The 20,760-nt window shown below is 51.0% G+C and carries 19 protein-coding genes; 3 read left to right on the forward strand and 16 right to left on the reverse strand.

Annotated features, from left to right (window positions below):
* Positions 1-222: 222 nt before the first annotated feature.
* Positions 223-495 (forward strand): 30S ribosomal protein S20, encoded by a 273-nt coding sequence (gene rpsT, locus NST07_RS26870; RefSeq protein ID WP_038595494.1) that lies wholly within the window; start codon positions 223-225, stop codon positions 493-495.
* 180 nt (positions 496-675) lie between these two features.
* On the opposite strand, the gene holA is transcribed toward rpsT, so the two are convergent.
* From holA to NST07_RS26895, 5 genes are all read right to left on the reverse strand, one after another.
* On the reverse strand, positions 676-1,695 hold the full coding sequence (holA, locus tag NST07_RS26875; protein ID WP_341095602.1) for a DNA polymerase III subunit delta: 1,020 nt from the start codon (positions 1,693-1,695) through the stop codon (positions 676-678).
* A 328-nt stretch (positions 1,696-2,023) separates the two neighbouring features.
* Positions 2,024-3,265, reverse strand: coding sequence for a zf-HC2 domain-containing protein (locus NST07_RS26880; protein ID WP_342480512.1), 1,242 nt, complete (start codon positions 3,263-3,265; stop codon positions 2,024-2,026).
* The gene (locus NST07_RS26885) at positions 3,262-3,813 is read right to left on the reverse strand and encodes a sigma-70 family RNA polymerase sigma factor (RefSeq protein WP_038595503.1); all 552 of its coding nucleotides are present in this window, start codon (positions 3,811-3,813) and stop codon (positions 3,262-3,264) included. The genes NST07_RS26880 and NST07_RS26885 overlap by 4 nt, the downstream gene beginning before the upstream one ends.
* Positions 3,814-4,100: 287 nt before the next feature.
* Complete coding sequence (locus NST07_RS26890; protein WP_341095605.1) at positions 4,101-4,334, reverse strand: hypothetical protein; 234 nt, start codon at positions 4,332-4,334, stop codon at positions 4,101-4,103.
* A gap of 167 nt (positions 4,335-4,501) precedes the next feature.
* Positions 4,502-5,143, reverse strand: coding sequence for a bifunctional 2-keto-4-hydroxyglutarate aldolase/2-keto-3-deoxy-6-phosphogluconate aldolase (locus NST07_RS26895; RefSeq protein WP_038595505.1), 642 nt, complete (start codon positions 5,141-5,143; stop codon positions 4,502-4,504).
* A 342-nt stretch (positions 5,144-5,485) separates the two neighbouring features.
* Between NST07_RS26895 and NST07_RS26900 the strand changes: the two genes are divergently transcribed.
* A complete protein-coding gene (locus NST07_RS26900) occupies positions 5,486-6,439 on the forward strand; it encodes a sugar kinase (protein WP_342480513.1) in 954 nt (317 codons plus the stop codon).
* 131 nt (positions 6,440-6,570) lie between these two features.
* On the opposite strand, the gene NST07_RS26905 is transcribed toward NST07_RS26900, so the two are convergent.
* The 6 genes from NST07_RS26905 to NST07_RS26930 form a co-directional block, all read right to left on the reverse strand.
* The gene (locus NST07_RS26905) at positions 6,571-7,590 is read right to left on the reverse strand and encodes a LacI family DNA-binding transcriptional regulator (protein WP_341095608.1); all 1,020 of its coding nucleotides are present in this window, start codon (positions 7,588-7,590) and stop codon (positions 6,571-6,573) included.
* Positions 7,591-7,755: 165 nt separating this feature from the next.
* Positions 7,756-8,934 carry a hypothetical protein gene (locus tag NST07_RS26910; protein ID WP_342480514.1) on the reverse strand — a complete coding sequence of 393 codons (1,179 nt, stop codon included), beginning with the start codon at positions 8,932-8,934 and terminating at the stop codon, positions 7,756-7,758.
* Positions 8,931-9,467: an RNA polymerase sigma factor gene (locus NST07_RS26915; RefSeq protein WP_341379572.1), complete on the reverse strand. Its 537-nt coding sequence runs from the start codon at positions 9,465-9,467 to the stop codon at positions 8,931-8,933. Before NST07_RS26915 ends, NST07_RS26910 begins: the two co-directional genes overlap by 4 nt.
* Before the next feature lie 126 nt (positions 9,468-9,593).
* The gene (locus NST07_RS26920; RefSeq protein WP_342480515.1) at positions 9,594-12,263 is read right to left on the reverse strand and encodes a ComEC/Rec2 family competence protein; all 2,670 of its coding nucleotides are present in this window, start codon (positions 12,261-12,263) and stop codon (positions 9,594-9,596) included.
* Positions 12,264-12,375: 112 nt separating this feature from the next.
* Entirely contained in the window at positions 12,376-12,894 is a 519-nt protein-coding gene (locus tag NST07_RS26925) for a dCMP deaminase family protein (RefSeq protein ID WP_038595511.1), read from the reverse strand.
* 107 nt (positions 12,895-13,001) lie between these two features.
* Positions 13,002-13,679 (reverse strand): helix-hairpin-helix domain-containing protein, encoded by a 678-nt coding sequence (locus NST07_RS26930; RefSeq protein ID WP_342480516.1) that lies wholly within the window; start codon positions 13,677-13,679, stop codon positions 13,002-13,004.
* A 192-nt stretch (positions 13,680-13,871) separates the two neighbouring features.
* On the opposite strand from NST07_RS26930, the gene comER reads away from it, so the two are divergent.
* The gene (gene comER / locus NST07_RS26935; protein ID WP_342480517.1) at positions 13,872-14,723 is read left to right on the forward strand and encodes a late competence protein ComER; all 852 of its coding nucleotides are present in this window, start codon (positions 13,872-13,874) and stop codon (positions 14,721-14,723) included.
* Between the two features lie 126 nt (positions 14,724-14,849).
* On the opposite strand, the gene leuS is transcribed toward comER, so the two are convergent.
* The 5 genes from leuS to NST07_RS26960 form a co-directional block, all read right to left on the reverse strand.
* Entirely contained in the window at positions 14,850-17,300 is a 2,451-nt protein-coding gene (gene leuS / locus NST07_RS26940) for a leucine--tRNA ligase (protein WP_342480518.1), read from the reverse strand.
* Between the two features lie 724 nt (positions 17,301-18,024).
* Positions 18,025-18,255 (reverse strand): hypothetical protein, encoded by a 231-nt coding sequence (locus NST07_RS26945; RefSeq protein ID WP_341095621.1) that lies wholly within the window; start codon positions 18,253-18,255, stop codon positions 18,025-18,027.
* A 346-nt stretch (positions 18,256-18,601) separates the two neighbouring features.
* Positions 18,602-19,237, reverse strand: coding sequence for an AraC family transcriptional regulator (locus tag NST07_RS26950; protein WP_342480519.1), 636 nt, complete (start codon positions 19,235-19,237; stop codon positions 18,602-18,604).
* 14 nt (positions 19,238-19,251) lie between these two features.
* On the reverse strand, positions 19,252-19,605 hold the full coding sequence (locus tag NST07_RS26955) for a hypothetical protein (RefSeq protein WP_341379576.1): 354 nt from the start codon (positions 19,603-19,605) through the stop codon (positions 19,252-19,254).
* Positions 19,606-19,655: 50 nt separating this feature from the next.
* Positions 19,656-20,723, reverse strand: coding sequence for an AI-2E family transporter (locus tag NST07_RS26960; RefSeq protein ID WP_341095623.1), 1,068 nt, complete (start codon positions 20,721-20,723; stop codon positions 19,656-19,658).
* Between the last annotated feature and the right edge of the window lie 37 nt (positions 20,724-20,760).

Here is a 20,760-nt window from a genome sequence, read left to right on the forward strand (position 1 = left end):
CTTATAATTTAATGAGCATTAGCTTTTGCTTTTTGTCGATAGTGTGCGAGAGATAGCTATGGTTTATTCAGGGCAGCAAGGTTTAATTCAAATTCAAAATAGGTATCACATTTGAAGCTAATTCAAAAGCTTTAAGTGTTGCTTTTTGCTAACGGTCATGCTAAACTATTTTAAGTTGTGAATCATATGATGATTTCGAATGTCTTCCAGGAGGTGAATGCAATGCCAAATATCAAATCCGCGGTTAAACGTGTCAAGACGACCGAAAAACGCCGTGCACTGAACGCTTCCCAGAAGTCGGCGCTTCGTACAGCTGTGAAAACTGCTGATGTAGCACTGACAGGAACGGAAGTTGAAACTGCTCAAGCTGCTTTCCAAGCTGCTTCCAAAAAGCTGGACAAGGCCGTAAGTAAAGGTCTGGTTCATAAAAATGCGGCTGCCCGCAAAAAATCCCGCTTGGCGAAGAAATTGAACGCTCTTAAGGCAGAAGCCTAAGCCAAGGGCGACATTCATAATGAGCATTCTAAGAACCTGACCGCTATGCTGCATACGGTTAGGTTTTTTTGTGCCCATTTCCCCCTTTATAATAGTAGGAACTGCAAAAGCCTGCCCAGTGATATTACGCAACGGGGCAGGCTTTTTTGCAGTATGTTCTATGAATGGTCTTGTTCCGGTTCAAGCGCCCAGCTGCAGCATAAACATCTCCAGCCCAAGCACCTTGTCTATGGCTCCTGTCTTCATCTTGTAATCCAAATCGGCCAGGGTGCTCAGAATACTCCGCAGGCGCTGGCTTTCAAATTTACGGGCCTGCTCACCAGCCAGCTTGACGGCATAGGGATGCAGTCCAATTTGCGAAGCAATCTGCCCCTGTGAGTAGCTGAGGGCGGACAAATCCTTAACCTGCAGAATGATCCGGAACTGCCGGGCGATCAGCGCGGCAATCTTGATCGGTTCCTCGCGCTGCTTCAGCAGCTCGTAAAGTGTATTAAGCGCCTTGTCAAGGCGTAAGTTCGCTATATCCTCCACCAGGGTGAACACATTCTGCTCAGTGCCGCGGTGTACCAGACTCTCCACTGCTGCGGCATCCACGGTTCCGCCCTTACCTGCGAACAAGCACAGCTTGTCCATCTCTGCTGACAACCCCTGGAGCCCTGTCCCGGCACTGGCTACCAGCGCCTCCGCTGTTCCAGACGCTGCGCTGCAGCCACGCTCACGGAAGCCCTTCTCCACCCAGCGCAGCAGCTCTTCCGCACCCAGCGGATTGAAGGCCAGCACCGTGCCTGCGGCTTTGGCCGCTTTGACGATTTTTTTACGTTCATCCAGCTTGTCATTATTGACCATAAATACGATTACACTGAAATCAGCCGGCTGCTGCATATAATCGCTAAGCATTTCTACACGATGCTCAATCTTTGCGTTCTCTTTCCCCGCCGTGAACAGGGAAGCATCTCTCACCAGCAGCAGCTTCCGCTCCACCATAAACGGCACAGTCTCCGCTTCTTCTATAACGGCCTGCACAGGCGTCTCCGAGAGATCGAAGGGGATCACCGCAAAGTCACGGTCCTCTTTGGCAATCAGATGCTCCTCCAGAAAGGCCGCAAATTCATTCATCCGGAACTTCTCACTGCCGTACAAAACATACAGTGGTGAAATATTCCCCTGCTTGATGTCCTTGGCCGCCGTTTTGGCATCCATCCCGCCACTTCCTTTTCCATTGCATTCCTCAACGCTTAGTATGAATCCAATACATTTTTATATTTTAACAAAAAAGCAGCTATAAACATAGGCGTCTTTCTCTCTAGCCGTCCAAGTTTTTCTGAGGCATGACATGCAAAAACGGAGCAACTTCGGCAGCGTTGACCAAAGTTGCTCCGTTTCAGCGGCGCATCTATATAAACGACGGAAGGAAAAGCTCTAGAAACTTCCCTTCCGGCGGTCATACCGATGAAACTCGCAAATCCTGAAATTCCTGTCCTCTTACCATAGCATATTCCACTAGCTCTCAAAAAGTTCCACTCTGCAATTATTTATTGGACGTTGCCGCGTCCGGGGTAACAGCAGGTGAAGCTACCGGCGTAGAATCCGGTGATGCTGCGGATGATGCTGCCGATGAGGGAGAGACACCGGCTTCAGGAACTGTATATACATTGGCTACTTCAGCGCCGTTCTGCTCGGTCACATAGGAGAACTGCAGTCCGTCAGCCGACCAGTTACCGGAAACCCACGCTCCTTCCAGTGGAAGTGAGGTCAGGACCGTCCGTTCCTGCTCTGGCCCGTTTGAAGGAAGCTTATAAATTACCAGCTGCTGTTCGGCCAGTTCAGCTGTGTAGAGGCCATCGGGTGAGGTCCACGAAGCTTGGGCTTTGAGAGCAGAAAAGCCCATATTTCTATCTTCCCCCGCCCCGGGCTCATGAGAGGCATCCAGAGACTCCTGGCTGTCGGCTGCTGCAGGATCCCCGCCTTCGTCCAATCCCATCCCCTTCATATCGTTATTGCTGCTTTTGGAGTCCATATCCGCAGCTCCGGGTGCCGGAGTTGCTGTTCCGGTAGTGCCTTTCCTACTTGAAGACCGCTTATCTGATCCAGACTTTCTCGTCATGGCAGGAGCTTTATCCGTTGCTTTTGCGGTTGGAGGAGCAGAAGTCTCTGCCGGTGCGGTACTGCCGCCGGTATTCTGGCCCCCGTCAGCGGAAGTAGGATCTACCTTCTCGGAGTTCTTCACCTCTTGCTTGTTCTCACCCGGTGCAGCATCCTGAGCGGAACCCGAAGCATCCGAGGACATTATGCTCAAGGCCTCTTTGCCGGCGTTGTTCTCAGCTGTCTGTTGCAGCGATTGCTCCACATCCGCCGTCGGCATGCTGCCCGGCATATTAAACATAGCAATAAGCAGGATAACCGCTGCCGCAGCAGCTCCTATGCCTGTCCGCGCTGCCAGGGAAGCTCCCTTGGAAGCTTTGCCATGGGTGCTTTTGCGGGAAAAAGGCACGACCTTTGATTCTTCTTCAGGGCTTACCGCATCTGCGCTTTTCCCCTGGACGTTTAGGTCCAGTTGATCAAGCTGAGGCAGGATTGAGTCAACCAGACTGAATGGGGGTTTCACGTCCGGCAGCTGCTCCAGTTGCTGGGAGAGCAGCTGAAGCCGGTCAAAGACTTCCGCGCAGGAAGAACAATCATCAATATGACGGAACATTTCAATCATCTCGTCCTGACTGAGATCATGATCCAAATAGCGGTGCATCCATTCCATCACCTCCGCGCATTTCATCCTGATACACCACCTTTCTGGTACTCCTGAAGTCTATTCTGCAGCTGCTGCCTTGCCCGGAACAGGTAAGATTTCACTGTATTCAAAGGCAAATCTAAGCAGTCTGCTATCTCGTTGTAAGAAAAATCCTGCAAATACCGCAGTACAATCACGGTGCGGTGATGCTCAGGGAGTTGGTCAATCGCTTCGCGGATATCCTCCTGCAAATAGGCGGACATCACTTCGCGCTCCACATTATGTTTATTGTCCTGAAACACCATTTCGTGTTCATCAATTGAAACTGTAGGTTTTGTTCTTCTGAATTTGTCGATGCAAATGTTGGTAACGATCCGCTGAACCCATGTTTTGAACTGTGCCTTCTCTTCATATGAACCAATTTTGGTATACACTCTGATGAGTGCCTCCTGTGATGCATCCAGAGCGTCCTGTTCATTATGCAGAATATAGAAGGCTGTTTTATATACATGTCCCTCAATTTCTCGCAATAGGGTGATTAGAGCGTCGCGATCGCCCGCTTGAGCGGCTCTGATGAGTCCCTGCTCCACCACGAAGGTTCCCCCTCTCTATGCAATCTTACTGACGCGCAAGACTGCGGATTTGTTGCAAGCCTGTAATCATTATTTTTAGGGTACCAAACTTTGTTTATTACGTCTTTCCGGACGCTAGGGTTTCAGCCCTTAGTTTCACCGGAACGGTCTATAATCCTTACTAAGCATACAGGGGAAGCACTGAATCTTCAAATACTCTTTTATAGAAGTTCGTTACAAAATTGAAACTAAATAGCCCCACGGAGTGGGGCTGACAGCTAAATCTATGTATTTGGCAATCATTCATCCTATTTATACAAGACAGTTTGGCACAGCATTAAAATGGAATAGTTGTCTTTCTGCTCATCATCCACAATATAGATTTCACCGCCCACAAAAAGCTGCGGGTTGTTGTAGTTTCGCTCCAGCCTGTAAATCTGGCCCACCGTCACCTTGCAGCCATGCTTGCTACATTTAATACATATATACTGCGCGTCATCCTCAGTAGCTGGGCTTAGCAGCTTATTGTTATAGGCAGACATCCAACTCACTCCCGGCAAACTAAATTATAACGCCGCTTTCTACTCTACAGTTTATTGTTTTTGTCCCTGTTCTATACAATGAAGCTTTGAAAAGAACGGCAAAAGCCGTCCGGCCGGCAAGTACCCGGTCGAACGGCTTCTGTCTTGTAACATTTGGGATTCAAGGTTTATACGCCCTTGATCTCCTTGAACTTGGCTACATACTGGGCAGCCAGCTCAGTGATTTGATCATAGCGGCCATGCTTGGCGGGGGCGGTAAGGTTGCCGCCAATGCCTACAGCGATACAGCCGTTTGCAATCCATTTCTCCATATTGTTCAGATCCACGCCGCCTGTCGGCATGATGTTGACATGCGGCATCGGACCTTTGACCGCTTTGATATAATCCGGTCCAAAAGCGCTGCCCGGGAACAGCTTCAGAACATCCACACCCAGCTTGAGCGCTTCCTTCATTTCATTCAGCGTCAAGCAGCCTGGCATGTAGGGAATCCCATATAGATTACACATCTTCGCCGTTTCTTCTTCGAAGGAAGGGCTGACCACAAATTCCGAGCCTGCGAGAATAGCGATTCTTGCGGTAAGCGGGTCGAGCACCGTGCCTGCACCAATCACAGCACGGCCTCCAAAATCAGCTACCAGCCGTTTAATTGCCACATCGGCATCCGGTGTAGTAAAGGTTACCTCAATGTTGTTCAGTCCGCCTTCAATACAGGCGGCAGACATCCGATAAGCATCATCGGCATTGTCCGCACGGATAACGGCAACTACGCCAACGGATGTGATGTTTTGCAATACTTTTATTTTCTTCATCGGTTAACTCCCTTTCTTTATTCGAATATAGGATGTAAGAAATACTTCTTTAGATAAACTAATTTATCTAATTTACTAACATCAGCTCAAAACCTTATATGAAAATAGTAATAACAATGCTGTCTACAGTCAATATATATTTATGTGAATAACGAGTTAATTCTTAGCTTCAGTCACAAAATGCTTATAAATAAAGGATTTATGTTATATACAATATTAAATTCTCTATACAGGCTACGATGAAAGCGTAATAACTTATTGTACAAAACCGATTTATATGATAATTTCAAATTACAAATCATTATACAGGGCTTAGATCATTACCCTGAGGAGGAATTATCCATGAGCAAATCATTAAACGCAGTCACATTCGGGGAACCGATGGCGATGTTTTATGCCAATGAAGCCGGACCGCTGCATGAGGCCACTTCATTCTCCAAGGCGCTTGCCGGGGCAGAGAGCAATGTAGCGACCGGGTTGTCGCGCCTGGAACACAAGACCGGCTATGTCACCAAGCTTGGTGAAGACAACTTCGGCCAATTCATTGCCTTAGCGCTGGAGAAAGAGGGAATAGATACGGAGAGTATTACGTACACCAAGGAATTCCCGACAGGCATGCTGATCAAATCCAAGGTACTGACCGGTGATCCGAAGGTGGAGTATTTCCGCAAAAATTCCGCAGCCTCCAAGCTGAGTCTGGCCGACTTCAATGAAGAATATTTCACTTCCGCCGGTCACTTACATGTCACCAGCATCTCTTCTGCACTTTCAAAGACCTGTCATGAGTTCTCCCTGCATGCCATGGAATTTATGAAAAAGAACAGAAAAACCGTCTCTCTTGACCCTAATCTGCGCCCCATGTTATGGCCGGATAAGGAGACTATGGTTAGTACAATCAACGACTTGGCGACACGTTGTGACTGGTTCCTGCCTGGGCTTGGAGAAGGCAAGATTCTGACCGGACTGGACACACCGGAGGATATTGCCGGCTACTACCTGGATCGGGGCGTATCCCTGGTCGTGATCAAGCTGGGACCTGAAGGCGCATATTATAAAACCTCCGGTGGAGAAGAAGGTTATGTCGATGGCTTTAAGGTAGAAAAGGTTGTTGATACCGTAGGTGCAGGTGACGGCTTCGCCGTCGGCGTAATCAGCGCGCTGCTGGAGCAGCTGCCGGTAGGGGAAGCAGTGAAGCGGGGCAATGCCATCGGCGCTTTGGCTGTAATGTCGCCAGGTGATATGGACGGACTGCCAACACGGGACGGGCTGGAAAAGTTTATGAACGCTAACGTGTAATTAGGCAAATACTCACTGACTGTAAAATAACTGTATGAAAAGCCCTACACAGTTTTAAAGGGACTGTGTAGGGCTTTTCATTGTGAGGCTGAACAGATCAGATTGTGATTAACAGTGCTTTATAAACCGTTTTATTTAGCCGGTGCCTGAACGGACTGCCCCTGCTGGAGTGCGGGAGGAAACCGGTAGGTGATCGGAACGGAAGTATCCTCGTTCTCAATTAAAGACAGCATGATTTTGGCTGCCTGCATCCCCATCTCATAGGCCGGCTGCCGGATGGTCGTGATATCCGGGTTATAAATCCGTGCAAACTCGGCATCGTCAATGCCGATGACGGACAACCGGCCGGGAATGGCAATGGAGTGGCGGTTGGCGTACTTGAGAATTTCCCCAAGCACAAGGTCATTGGCTGCAAGCAGCGCTGTCGGCGGCTGCGGCAGAGCGAGCAGCGCATCCAGGGCCGAAGCGATTTCATCCCTTGGGACGCTGCGCATATACTGTTCGTTCAGCGCCAGCCCGGCATCCTCCATCGCCTTCCTGAAGCCGCTCATCCGTTCCCTGCGCGGCGTAATGGCATGCTCTCCAAGCGGCAGCGAGAGCAGGGCTATCGCCTCATGGCCATGCCGCACCAGCTCCTTGACTGCGGTCTTCACTGCCATTTCGTTATCCAGCAGCAGGCTTTGCGTAGTGACCCCTTCCACCAGCCGGTCCATAAATACGAGCGGGTAATGGGCTTCGATAAGCCGGGTATAGGCGGAAGGATTGTCTCCTGTCGGGAAGATGATGAGGCCGTCCACCTGGCGGGCCACTAGCGTCTCCACGTAAGTATTCTCCTTATCGGCATTTTCGTCGGCATTACAGATAATGACTTGTATCCCGTGGCGCTGCAGCTCATTCTCAATCGCCCTGATGCATTGAATCGACAGCGAATAATCTATATTGGCCACAATGACGCCGACCATAAACGTGCGGTTCTGCTTCAGGCTGCGGGCCAGCCCGTTCGGCTGATAATTCAGCTCTTCAATGACGGCAGCAATCCGGTTTTTGGTCGCTTCGCTCATATATTTAAACCGTTTATTCAAAAATTGCGAGACCGTGCTTTTCGACACTCCCGCCTTTTGGGCAACATCCTCAATGGTCAGCTTCTTCATCTTTTCCGCTCCACTCTTTCTTATAGGAAAAATACTTGTCATTCACGAACAGTCAGAGAGCAGCAGCAAAAAAAGCTATACTTTCTGATATTATCAAAAAGTATAGCTTTTTTTTAGTAAATTATCTAGTAACCGATTGAGCAGATAGATGAAGAAGGTATATTTTTATCTCCAGGGATCTATATTTATCCCATATTCTTGTTCCATCCAATCAAATAACCATTGTTCTCCTATCGGCAAAGTGATTTCCGTTGACCGTTTCTCACCCTGCACTTCATAATGAGCGGTCAATATCAATCTCTCCTTTAACGTATTGATGTTGCTATCCATAAAAGATATGTTAGTTTTGGCATCAGTAACTTGTTCATCCGTGCTGATGGTGCCTTCCAGAATCTGCACGTTGCCTGTTTTGATATCATAAAGCTTATTGTGGGCGGTATAACCTCCCTTTCCATCTTCAACATAATACAATAGCAGTACCTCTTCCTCCTGCGGGTTGACAGCGATAAAAGATTTGGACTCAGCAAATTCGTTTTTCAAAGTCAATAGTTCCCAAGGCTCTGCAGCCCTCCCGTCAGCCGCCTCTTTGACGTTAATTACAGACAGCTTGGCCTCGGATTGCAGCCCTGGTTCACCTACTGTGTATGTGCGGTTCACCATCAGGATATAGTCTCCGGCTCCATAGATTCCGGCCAGTTCATAATACGACTGCGCACCACCGGCGTAGAGCGGGAAAGTGTATATTCTTCGAGCTGTTGCAGCCGACAGCTCCGCGTGGCCTTGAGGCGTCAAATAGAGCGTGTACGGCTCCGTGTTGTGTGTATACTTCGGTTTAGTATAGTTCACCATTGGCGGTGGCGGTGACCAAATGATTCCCTGCGAGGTTTCGGCTGCGTAAGCCAGTGCTTTGTTCCGGTCCATCGGCAGGGGCATGTAATACTTCTGGCCGCCAATTTCAAACTCTGCAGAGCCTATAGGCGGATTAAATCCCTGTGAAGCCGCTGAAGGAGAAGCTGAAGCTACAGCTGATGGCGGCAATTCAGCAGTTGTGCTGCTGCTGAACAGAGAGGATACCTGATCTATGTATCTCCCCGTGCCCGATTCGCTGAACGGCCAAACCAAAACCCCGAGCAGCAGGATTGCAGCCAGTCCCGCCAGGCCAAGGCTTTTGCCGGAGCGGAAAATCCAATTGCCCGCTGATTGATTATCTGCCGCCTGCTGTATCCGGGCCATCAGCTCCGGTGTGAATCCGTCGTCCTGAAAGGGAATGCGCCCGGCCTTTGCGTACCAGTCCTGTGCCCCGAACATGACATTTCCCTCTTTATCTGAGTGCTGACTTTTCACAGTTCTTCCTCCTTTATCGCCGCTCTTACTTTCTCTCTGGCCCGGGACAAGCGGGATTTGACCGTTCCCTCCGCTATACCAAGCATTCTGGACATTTCAGCAATCGACAGCCCCTGCTGGATATCAAGCACCAGGACCTCTCTGTGCTTATCAGGCAATTCCATAACAATCTCCCAAATCCGGCTGACATACTGGTTGCCCATTGCTTCCTTTTCCGCAGAACGCGCCTGGCCTGGAGTATGCTGCTCGCCCAGCGGAATGAACCTTCGCCAGAAGTTATTCCTTCTCCAGCTGAACGCCGTATTTCGGGTGATGGTCAGCAGCCAGGTCTTTAGCGTCGAGTGACCGCGATATTTGCCTATATTTCGATAGGCTTTCAAGAAGACCTCCTGACTGATATCATCCGCCTGCTCGCGGCTGCGTGTCAGAAAAAAAGCATAGTGCCAGACATCGGACCCATAACTCTCCATCATTTCCCGCAGCGTCATTGACGGTGTACACGCCATTGTATAGGACAATTTCTCGCTGTGCATCTTTGTTATCACCTCTCGCCAATAAGACTCTCCAACTCGCAAAGGGTTCCATCATTTTCCTCTGAAATTAATAATTTGCTGCTGCTTGCTTTATTCCTTTATAAGCCCCCCTTAAACTCAGGAAAATCATCGTTTCTCCTTCTCCGGTGTTGGCTGTTCCTCCTGAGCTGCCCTAAGCTTATGGCGAACTGCAATCTCCTCCTGTTGCACCTTCAATTGAATTTCCCCATGCAAATCGGTCCGGTATACCGCAGTATTCGATTCCGTCAAACGTTCCAATACGTCGCCGTTCGGATGCCCGTACGAATTATTGACGCCTGCTGAAATCACAGCAAAAGCCGGCCTCCAAAATTCCAGCCATTCGGCTCCGGTCGCGGTCTTGCTTCCGTGGTGGGCAACCTTCAGTACATCGATCTTTGCACCACTGTCTAGTCCACTCTGTTCTGCTGCCAGAATTACCGCCTTCTCCGACGCTTTATCCATATCTCCGGTAAACAAAAAATTACGTCCGTTCATCTCCAGCCGAAACACCACCGATTCGTGGTTCTGGTCTTCCACTGCCGGAAGTACAGACTGCCCGTCAGTTTGCGGCGGCTCCGGCCACAGAAAAAACAGCTTCGTCTGATCATCCGGAGCCAGCGTCTGCCCCTGCTGCACAGCGTACAGCCGGGCCTTCTTCGTAATAGCGGTCCTCATGAGCTTCCGGTAAGGCTCACGCTCAGCCAGCGTGCCATTGAACAGCACAGCCGACACAGGCATTCCCTCCAGCACTGCCTGCAGTCCCCCGGCATGATCCTGATCACCATGCGTCAAAATAACGGCGTCCAGGCGGTGGATGCCGCGCTGCTTCAGCAACGGGAGCAATGTCTTCGCTCCAACCTCAAAGGGATCACGGCGGATGCGCCACTCCTCCTTGTTCCCAAAGCTCAGTGTCCCTCCTCCATCGACAAGAATATGCGCCCCTCCGGGGGTTGTAATCAGGATGCTGTCACCTTGCCCCACATCCAGATAACTGATGGCTCCCGCACCCTCAAGGCTCACTACATGGTAGCCCCTGTAGAGCAGCAGCACCAGCCCGGCAGCACATATCAGAACCGCAGATCCGGCCAGTCTAATTCCGCCCCGGGGCTGGAAGGATAACGCCAGGGCATCGCGTTCACGGCTTCTTCCTTTGCCTTTGCCGTTGCCTTCCGGGGCCAGTTCAGCCAGCGGCCTGGTTTCATCCACCATGTATTGCGGAATCTCCCGTACCTGTGCCCCTGCCCGCTGTTTCAAGGCGTACAGCAGCCCGTACAGCAGGAGGTAATAGCCGCAAATCCACAGCAGTGAAGGTGAGCGCCAGATCAGCACCCCACCGGAGAAGCCGTTAACCCATTCCACCGCTCCAAAGGTGGCATTATTCAGCAGTTCGGCAGCATCTGCGACAACACCTGCACCTGCTTCCCAGAACCAGCCCAGCAGGAGAGCCAATGTTCCCAGCGGCAGTACCAAAAAAGTGATGAAGGGCACCAGCACCAGATTTGCAGCAAAGGACAGCAGCGAAAACTGGTTAAAGTAATAAATCGTCAGGGGAAAAGAAACCAGCTGGGCGATCAGAGTTACCGATATGGAACTTCCCAGCCAGCCCGGCAGACGCTTCATCAAAGGATTGGCAAGCGGCACATAGACCATCAAACCTGCCGTCACCAGAAATGACAGCTGAAAGCTGACACTCATCAGCAAATACGGATTCCAGACCAGCATAATAAGTGCCGCAGCGGCTAGAATATTCAGACCGTCCTTGAGCATCCCAAGCCGCGCGGCAAGAAGCGCGATCATGCCCATCAGTCCCGCCCGTACAATTGACGGCCCTGCCCCGGATAACAACACATATACCGGAACCAGAAGTAGTGTAACAGTCAGCGCCGTTTCTCTTGTTACCCGGCAATGCCTGAGGATAAATAAAAGCACGGCGACATACACCGCCACATGCATGCCTGATATCGCCAGAATATGGGTCAATCCCAGCTGTGAGAACTGCCGGAAGGTCTCCGGGTCCAGGTCGTCCTGGATCCCGATCACCAGCCCTTTCATATATCCCGAATGCCGGTCCTGGAACAAGCGGTCCATTTCAGCCCCAAGCACAATACGCGCCGCATCATTCCAGCGCAGCAGGGTTGAAGCTCCCCAAGACTCTGGAGGCGTAGCCTCCACGCTTCCGGCCCCGCTTCCTTTCAGGAGCCAGTGGATTCTTTGGGTATGCAGATAAGCACGGTAATCGAAACCTCCAAAATTACGCGCCTCCCCCGGCAGTACCAGTTCACCCGTCAGCACCACCCGGTCTCCTCTTGCCCAATTGGCGGCCACGGCAATTTCCGCTTCAGCTTGGAGTTTGATCTGAACGGCGACAAGTTCCCCCTTCACCTGTGCTGCAGTCTGCCCTGCTGCATTGCTCCGTATCTGTGACAGCTTCAGCGTAAAATCCACCCGGTCCCCGTCCCGTTCCACAGGAGACACAATCATGCCTTCGGCTTCCACATTACTCTCCTGCTGCTCTGCCGGTTGCGAGGCAAGCACTTCTGGCAGCTGACTGACATTGCGGCCTTCATTCCACTCCCAATACAGGGCGGCGACAGCAAGTGATATTGCGAATACTGCAAGCTGCTTCCAGCCCAATCTCCCACAGGCTGCATAGATCGCGAGCAGCAGCAGACAGCCTGCCCACAGAATCAGCAGCTTGTAGCCCGAGAACAAGCAGGCTGCAGCACTTCCTGTGATCCAGCAGACTGTAAACCCTAACAACGGCCTTCCCTTCATTTATTCCCCTCCTTCTGAAATAACCGGACAACAAAAAGAACCCCAATATACGCGTACATCCGCGCATACAGAGGTTCTTCCCCTTTACTCATTTAATTTCGCATGGATTCTGTTACTCCGAGACGGTGATCATCGTTTCTGCCGGTGGCTCATAATTCTCCAATTGGCGGAATATGATCCCTTTGGTAGTCAGCATATTCTCTACCTTCTCCATATCCTTGCGGTACGGGCGCAAATAGACAATCTCCACAATACCGCTGTTGGCCAGCATGTTGGCGCAGGTCCAGCAAGGCTCATCGGTGACGTAGACCGTACTTCCTTCCCGGTCGCTCCGGTCAGTGAACAGCAGCAGATTCTGCTCGGCATGAATTGTGCGGATGCAGCGCTGCTTCTTCACCATCGTTTCCACACCGTCTACGATCTCCCGCTCATATTGTTCGGAGACCATGCAGCCCGCCTCCGAGCAGTCAGGAACTCCCATGGGCGCTCCGTTATACGCGGTACCCAGCAGCTTCTTGCCCTGCACCAGCACAGCACCGACATGGCGGCGGTTGCAACGCGAACGCGTAGAAACCATGCAGGCAATATCCATAAAATATGTATCCCAGTTTTTGCGATAGGCCACACTCATCAGTAATCTCCGCTTTCTCTTCAATAGTTGTTCACTATTGTAGCATATTGCAGCTTGCTTTCACTAGGAGAACAGTCTCCTCTTCTCCGGAAACGGCATCTCCCGTTTCAAAACAGTACCCGAGGCTCAAGCTTTTCCAGCATCCTTGGCCCAATCCCCTTCACCTCTCCTAGTTCGGACAAGCTGCGGAAAGCCCCCTTGCTGCTGCGGTAATCAATAATCGCCTGCGCCTTCTTCTCGCCAATTCCCGGCAAATCCATAAGCTCAGCGGCTCCGGCGGTGTTCACATTGATTTTCCCTTCCGTCTTCTCATTAGCTTGTGCCGTGGAAGCTGCGCCTTGTGCCGATGGAATACCCTCTCCGCCTGCCACTGCAGGGGTCCCAGCTGTTTGTGTGCCCGCCGTTGCCGCCGCCTTGCCCCCTCCGGTCCCGCTATTATCCTGAGATGCGGCCCCTCCAGCCGGGTCAGCAGCATTTGGACCGCTGTCCGCCCCGGCTCTAGTAAACGCAGTATTACCAGCCTGTGCTGCTGCTCCGGCTTTTTTGGCTCCTCCGTTTACTTCAATCCCCTCTTTACTGCCTTCACTCTGCAGCGCAGCTGACTTGCTGCTCTTACCAGCGGGGAGTGTTTCCTCTGTATTCGCTCCGCCAACCGCCAGCGCCATAGAGGTGTCCATCGTCTCCCACCCGGAGATGCCGCTGTCTTCTTCCCGATCCGCAGCCCAGACCAGCCCTCCTCCCAGCAGTACTGCTACAATAACACTGACCATCATTCTCTTATTCAAGTACCTGTCCTCCTCTACAATTTGCCCTGATTATTTATGCAATCCTTATGCAAAACCAAATATGACGCAACTTCTGGAATTTTATTCAAAAATGCGGGCGAAACCTGTCATGTGTCCAAGTGTACACTGCATACATTTAACGAAGAGTATTCCTGCAAGCCCAGCAACTCAGGGAAAGGAGGTAACCACAGAATGAAAGTGGGATTTATCGGAACAGGCAGCATGGGCAGTCTGCTCATCGACGCCTTTCTTTCTTCAGGAGCACTTGATGCATGCGACGTGCTGGCCAGCAACCGCAGTTCAACCCGGCTGATTCAGCTTCAGAAGCACCACCCTGGTATCACCATATGCGGCAGCAACAGGGATACCGCGACTGGCAGCGACATTGTGTTTTTATGTGTCAAACCTTTGGAATTCAAAACGCTGACGGATGAAATTGCACCCTGTCTGAATAGTGAGCAGATTGTCGTATCCATTACCAGTCCGGTCCAGCTGTACCATCTGGAATCGGTTCTGCCGTCCAAAATAGCCAAGGTCATCCCCAGCATCACCCACAGTGTCAAAAGCGGAACTTCACTATGCATTTTCGGCAGCAGAATTAATAAAAAAGACAGGCTGTTGCTCCTGAGACTGCTGTCTTTCATAAGTGTTCCGGCGGAAATCCTGGAGAGCCATACCCGAATTGCTTCGGATTTCTCCAGCTGCGGTCCTGCATTTATCAGCTATTTCATCGAACGCTGGATCGCCGCAGCAGTGGAAGCCACAGGTATTGAAGAAGCCTTGGTCAGCCGTCTAGCCGGAGAAATGCTGCTCGGGACAGGCAAGCTGCTGACAGAAGCAGACTTCACCCCGCAGGAGCTGCAGGAACGTGTCGCTGTCCGCGGAGGCATTACAGCAGAAGCCTTAAATCATCTGCGCAGCAGTCTGGAAGGCGTATTCGAGCGGCTGATTACCACAACGCATGATAAATACGATGAGGATGTCGACAGGCTTAATTCACTCTTCGGCCGGGACGGTATTGTGCAAGGCCCTTTGGATCGCTAGAAGCCTGAACGGCTTGAGAAAAAGCGGGCCTCCGAGCTGCATTGGAACATCCATGAATTTTGAACCTTAACAAAAAACCCGCAGCACGGAATACTCCGTAGCTGCGGGTAAAAATGCGTTCTTCGCTTAACCCACTACAATATTTACAAGCTTTCCGGGAACCGCAATGATCTTGCGTACGGTTTTGCCCTCTACAGCCGCCTTCACACTAGGAAGAGCCAATGCATGATTCTGCATGTCTTCCTGCCCCATATCCTGCGGGATCTGTGCACGCCCTACAATCTTGCCGTTAACCTGTACAACGATCTCCACTTCTGCATCCACCGTCAAAGCTTCATCATAAGCTGGCCATGATACATAGCTGATGCTGCCTTCGTGGCCCAGCAGCTGCCAGAGCTCCTCAGAAATATGCGGTGCCAGCGGCGACAGCATTTGTACGAAATGCTCTGCCGATTCACGGGACAAGCTGTCCTGCTTATAGGCATCGTTGATGAAGATCATCAGCTGGCTGATCGCCGTATTGAAGCGCAGATTCTCGAAGTCCTCGGTAACCTTCTTCAGTGTCTTGTGCCAGGTGCGTTTGAACTCGTCTGTACCGCCATCCACGGAAATCTTGGCACTGAGGCTGCCGTCCTCGTTCACGAACAGGCGCCATACGCGGGAGAGGAAGCGGTGAATGCCTTCCACACCTTTTTCATTCCAAGGCTTGGTTGCTTCCAGCGGCCCCATGAACATTTCATAGACACGGAGTGTATCTGCGCCAAAAGCTTCCACAATTTCATCCGGGTTGATGACATTGCCGCGTGATTTGCTCATTTTTTCGTTGTTGTTGCCCAGGATCATGCCCTGGTTCACCAGCTTGTGGAACGGTTCCTTGGTATCCACTACACCGATATCATACAATACTTTATGCCAGAAACGGGCGTACAGCAGGTGAAGCACTGCATGTTCAGCTCCGCCAATGTACAGATCAACCGGCAGCCATTCCTTTTGCTTCTCCGGCGAACACAGCTCCTTGTCATTATGCGGATCAATATAGCGCAGGTAATACCAGCAGCTGCCGGCCCATTGCGGCATTGTGTTCGTCTCGCGGCGGGCTTTCATCCCGGTTTCCGGATCAACGGTTTCCACCCACTCGGTGACGTTGGCCAGCGGAGATTCGCCCGTACCCGAAGGTTTGATCGCGTCCACATCAGGCAGCACCAGCGGCAGCTGATCCACCGGAACAGTCTTCATCGTGCCATCTTCCAAATGAAGAATCGGAATCGGCTCGCCCCAATAGCGTTGGCGGCTAAACAGCCAGTCACGCAGGCGGTAGGTTACCTTGCCTTGGCCGCTGCCCTTTTCCTCCAGCCAGGCAATCATCTTCACGATGGCTTCGCTGTTATCCAGACCGTTCAGGAAATCGGAATTCACATGCGGGCCATCGCCGCCATAGGCTTCTTCTTCCACATTACCGCCCTGTACTACTTCGACGATGTTCAAGCCAAATTGCTTGGCGAATTCCCAGTCGCGGGTATCATGTCCCGGAACCGCCATAATAGCTCCGGTTCCGTAACCGGCCAGCACATAATCGGCGATCCAGATCGGCACCTGTGCTCCATTGACCGGGTTAATAGCGTAAGCGCCGGTGAATACGCCGCTCTTCTCCTTGGCCAAATCCGTACGCTCCAGATCACTCTTGCGGGCAGCTTTGTCGCGGTATTCCGCGACCGCAGCACGCTGAGCTTCTGTCGTGATAGCATCAACCAGTTTATGCTCTGGTGCCAGCACACAGTAGCTTGCGCCGAACAAGGTATCCGGACGGGTTGTGAACACAGTCAATGCTGCATCATGTCCATCAATCGCGAAATTGACTTCCGCACCGGTTGATTTGCCGATCCAGTTGCGCTGCATATCCTTGATGCTTTCTTCCCAATCCAGCTCTTCCAAATCCTCCAGCAGACGTTCGGCGTACTCTGTAATTTTCAGAATCCATTGGCGCATCGGTCTGCGGACGACGGGATGACCGCCGCGCTCGCTTTTGCCGTCAATAACCTCTTCATTGGCCAGCACCGTACCCAAAGCTTCGCACCAGTTCACCGATACCTCAGCTACATATGCCAGGCCGCGGTTGTACAGCTGGATGAAGATCCATTGCGTCCATTTGTAATAGCCCGGATCGGTTGTGCTGATCTCGCGGTCCCAGTCATAGGAGAAGCCCAGCGATTTGATCTGGCGGCGGAAATTGTCAATGTTCTTGAAAGTGATATCACGCGGATGTTGTCCGGTATCCATCGCATACTGCTCTGCCGGAAGTCCAAAGGCATCCCAGCCCATTGGATGCAGCACGTTATAACCGCGCATCCGCTTGTAACGGGAGACAATATCCGTCGCCGTGTAACCTTCCGGATGGCCTACGTGCAGCCCTGCGCCTGAAGGATACGGAAACATATCCAGGGCGTAAAATTTCGGTTTACTTGAATCCTCACCTGTCTTAAACGTTTTGTTCTCATCCCAGAACTTCTGCCATTTGGGTTCAATGCTCTGGGCGCGGTAGCCGGCCCCAGTTGGGGTGCTCACTTTGTTTTCGCTCATCTTATGCTCCTCCTTGGAGTGTTGCTTACTTAGTTAAACCTGCTGTTCTTAAAAGAATTCAGAGAATAAAACTCCGCTGCAAAAAAGTTTTGGGCTTCCGCCCGCTGTTATACTCGGATTTCTGATCTCACACTAAGCGGTTGAAATCCGAGTATAAAGGCGGCCACTGACGTTGCTCCAGCTCCAAAATTTTTCTCCGTTCCGTTTCCCTGTAACTCTTAAAAATCCCATCTGTTTTGCCTGACGGGCAGCAAAGTCCAAGAACCAGCTCAAGACTCGCTGCTCCGCTGGGAGATGTCTGCCTTCGATCGTCTCAGGCAGACTTATTGTTTACCGGGGCATAGCCCAACTCCGCAAAAAAACCTCCCATCCCTAGCGTATGATCGCTAGGGACGAGAGGTTTGAATTCCCGTGGTACCACCCTAGTTAGCGGCTGAACATGCTTTATTCTGCCACTCACTTTGACACCCTTTAACGGAGGTGAGGCGACGACGGTTCACACACTGGCCTTTCGCAGCATCTGCCCTGCGAAACCTGCGGCTTGCGCCGTTACTCGGAGGTGAGTTCATTCCGTTCCGTTAACCGGCTTGCACCAATGCACCGGCTCTCTGCTATAACGTCGCGTGAGTTAATACTCCTCTTCATCGAACTGCTATTCATCACAACATAATCGTAATATTACACAACATTATAACCAAAAACGTTGACTATAGTCAACGTGGAATTATCCGAAATATAAGCTGTAGAGCGACAGAACGCCAATCAGCCACGGTATATCTCTTCCTATCCGTACGATCTTAACCACTCCGGTGGCTATCAATAACAGACAGAAGATCAAAATAAAATGCGCTATGCCCGGAAGAAACAATAAAGCAACCGGCCAGGGGAGCAGCAGCATGGGAATACCGATCAGTACGGCAATCGGAAGTACAATATTGATTAAGAGTAGATTCATAGAACGGATGTAGCGCTGTGGCTTGGTCAACTGTTTTGTATTTTTCCATTTAATCAATGCGTACAAGGACCACACATATAAAATAACAAACAATAACAGAACAGCATTAATAGTTATGTGTATTTTATGATAATGAGGCAGTTTATCTACAGAAGCCACCTGCTTGATTTTGCCAACGAATGCTGCTCTGTTTCTGCGAGGCTAATAGGGTGAGTATTCAAGGCGGACCTCCATTATGATGTGAATGTACCGCGGTTGCATTCAGTCTATCATCCTATGCAGAGGGTGTCCGCTCCGGTACGTTCAATAAGTAACAGTGTAGGGTTGGGTGCTGTCGTTGGACGGATTACAAGCGTTGGGATTCAATGATCCACTCACTCAGATTACATCCGAACCTCTCTCGGAAGCTAGCTGCAAAATGGCTCGGGTTGGAATAGCCCACCATAAGCGCGGCTTCACACACATTGATTCGTTCCATTTCGAGCAGTTCCTTCGCCTTATCCAGCCGCTTTTCCTTTAAATATCCGAAGACGGTAGTGCCGAATAGTTCCTTGAAACCGGCTTTCAGCTTGGAATCGCTGATTCCGGCCAGCTTGGACAATTCCAGCAATGACGGCGGCTGCTCCATCCGCTTCTCCAAAATCCCGAACGCCTCGCGCACTCTCGCGATATCCTCTTTACGCAGCCAAATTCTGCCCCGCTGTGCGGGTACTTCGTCTTCAAACAAGGTTTGCTGGAGCCAGAGGGCAAGCAGCTCCAGAGCTTTTCCTTCGAGGAACATTTTTCGCATCGGTCCGGTAAAGGGATGGGAGCGTAGATCCTGCAGAATGGCCTGCACCTTGGGCAATATGGAGTGATGAAATATGAGATTCTCCCGTCCACCAAGAATCAATGAAGAGCTGTAACGCACGTGTCCAAGTTCATCCATTAATTCATCAAATAAAGCTGTAGACAAACGAATTTCACAGATGGCTATTGGCATCCCTGCCGCATATTTTAGTTCAAGCTGCTGCTCCAGGCCAAATGTAAGGTGGCCAAGACCGGGGAAATCTGCTCTTGTATTCCTGAATGAAGGATTTCAATATAGCCCTGAATCCAGAAGGTCAGATCGACCATTGGAAGAACGCTGCGAAGCTGCATGGTATGGTCGTCCTTAATCTGGAAGTCAGCCATGATAACCTCCATACCGGGTCTGAGACGTGTCCGGCTGATGCTGCCGCTTCCTATGGATTCAGGCAGAAGGATCCGGTCGGTATATCGATCGTTTGAGCTGTAAGGGAGAAATGGAGACAAATACCTGTTGTAATGGGAATGAAGCTCTTCATACTGCAGGGATTGCAACGTTTGCATGCGTGTTCCCTTTCTTAATGTTGTAGTGTGGGATCCGATGGTATCTCCGGCTAAACCGGCTTTCGCTTAATATAATAAGCCATTATGTGCTGAATTACGACTTTTCCGGCTGCAAAACACGGGACCGCCAGAATAAGGCCAATCATTCCAGCCACCTCTCCGCCGACCAGCAGGGCAAAAATAATCAGCAGCGGATGCAGATGCAGCCTCCGTCCGACCACCTGGGGCGAGATCACATTGCTCTCCAGCATCTGGCATAGCGTATTCACTACTGCCACCAGCAGGACAAGGCGCAGGGACAGAGTTGAGGCCATCACAATGGCCGGAGCCGCCCCCAGGAACGGGCCCATGTACGGAACGATGTTGAACACAGCGACTACACAGGCAAACAGCAGCGCGTAAGGCATCCCGATGATGGCATAACCGATATATGCCAAAACGCCGATAATAATACAGACGAGGAACTGTCCGCGGATATAGTTTCCCAGCGCTTCATCAATATCCTTGAGCAGCTTCACAATCGTTTTGCGGCGTGAGCGGGGCAGGCAGGAAACCACGGTCCGCTCGAACACGTCAAAGTCCTTGAGAATGTAGAACACGAGAAACGGAACGATAAATGCATTAAACAGCACACCTATCGTTGTCCCGATATTGTCGAGGAAATGTGATATTCCTTTTGCCAGGCGTTCCTCCAGCTGAAAAAACCAATTGTTCATCCCCATCTCAACACCGGGCGGGATCAGCCGGGAATTCATATTCTTCATGAGGCCTTGCGCATGCAGTGTCATCTCCGGCAGATGTTCGTTCAGCTCCTCAAGCTGCTCGATAAACATCGGTATGAGATTGATGGCAATGACCGCAATTGAAGTCAGAAATACGGCGTAGATGAGAAGAACGGCAACGCTGCGCGGCATCTTCCGTCCCGCCAGCATACTGACCACCGGATTCAGTACATAAGAAATGATCATGGCCGCCAGAAACGGCGCAAGAATCGCTTTTAGAAACTGGAATATCCCCTGCAGCATCGGACGAAGCTGCCACACAAAATACAAAATGATCAGGGCGAGCAGCACTCCGATCATCCAGCGGAACCATTTACTTTGGGACCATTGCTCCATGAGTGCACCCCCTAGCGGTATTACTGGACTGGCTTCG

Source organism: Paenibacillus sp. FSL L8-0340 (assembly GCF_038593145.1).
Lineage (GTDB): Bacteria > Bacillota > Bacilli > Paenibacillales > Paenibacillaceae > Paenibacillus_AQ.

Bases quoted from the DNA above. Each gene is read 5' to 3' on its own strand.
- rpsT (WP_038595494.1), top strand. From the start codon at position 223: ATGCCAAATATCAAATCCGCGGTTAAACGTGTCAAGACGACCGAAAAA.
- holA (WP_341095602.1), bottom strand. From the start codon at position 1,695: ATGGATGCCAAAACGGCGGCCAAGGACATCAAGCAGGGGAATATTTCA.
- NST07_RS26880 (WP_342480512.1), bottom strand. From the start codon at position 3,265: ATGAAATGCGCGGAGGTGATGGAATGGATGCACCGCTATTTGGATCAT.
- NST07_RS26890 (WP_341095605.1), bottom strand. From the start codon at position 4,334: ATGTCTGCCTATAACAATAAGCTGCTAAGCCCAGCTACTGAGGATGAC.
- NST07_RS26895 (WP_038595505.1), bottom strand. From the start codon at position 5,143: ATGAAGAAAATAAAAGTATTGCAAAACATCACATCCGTTGGCGTAGTT.
- NST07_RS26900 (WP_342480513.1), top strand. From the start codon at position 5,486: ATGAGCAAATCATTAAACGCAGTCACATTCGGGGAACCGATGGCGATG.
- NST07_RS26905 (WP_341095608.1), bottom strand. From the start codon at position 7,590: ATGAAGAAGCTGACCATTGAGGATGTTGCCCAAAAGGCGGGAGTGTCG.
- NST07_RS26915 (WP_341379572.1), bottom strand. From the start codon at position 9,467: ATGCACAGCGAGAAATTGTCCTATACAATGGCGTGTACACCGTCAATG.
- NST07_RS26920 (WP_342480515.1), bottom strand. From the start codon at position 12,263: ATGAAGGGAAGGCCGTTGTTAGGGTTTACAGTCTGCTGGATCACAGGA.
- NST07_RS26925 (WP_038595511.1), bottom strand. From the start codon at position 12,894: ATGAGTGTGGCCTATCGCAAAAACTGGGATACATATTTTATGGATATT.
- comER (WP_342480517.1), top strand. From the start codon at position 13,872: ATGAAAGTGGGATTTATCGGAACAGGCAGCATGGGCAGTCTGCTCATC.
- leuS (WP_342480518.1), bottom strand. From the start codon at position 17,300: ATGAGCGAAAACAAAGTGAGCACCCCAACTGGGGCCGGCTACCGCGCC.
- NST07_RS26945 (WP_341095621.1), bottom strand. From the start codon at position 18,255: ATGAATCTACTCTTAATCAATATTGTACTTCCGATTGCCGTACTGATC.
- NST07_RS26950 (WP_342480519.1), bottom strand. From the start codon at position 19,237: ATGCCAATAGCCATCTGTGAAATTCGTTTGTCTACAGCTTTATTTGAT.
- NST07_RS26955 (WP_341379576.1), bottom strand. From the start codon at position 19,605: ATGCAAACGTTGCAATCCCTGCAGTATGAAGAGCTTCATTCCCATTAC.
- NST07_RS26960 (WP_341095623.1), bottom strand. From the start codon at position 20,723: ATGGAGCAATGGTCCCAAAGTAAATGGTTCCGCTGGATGATCGGAGTG.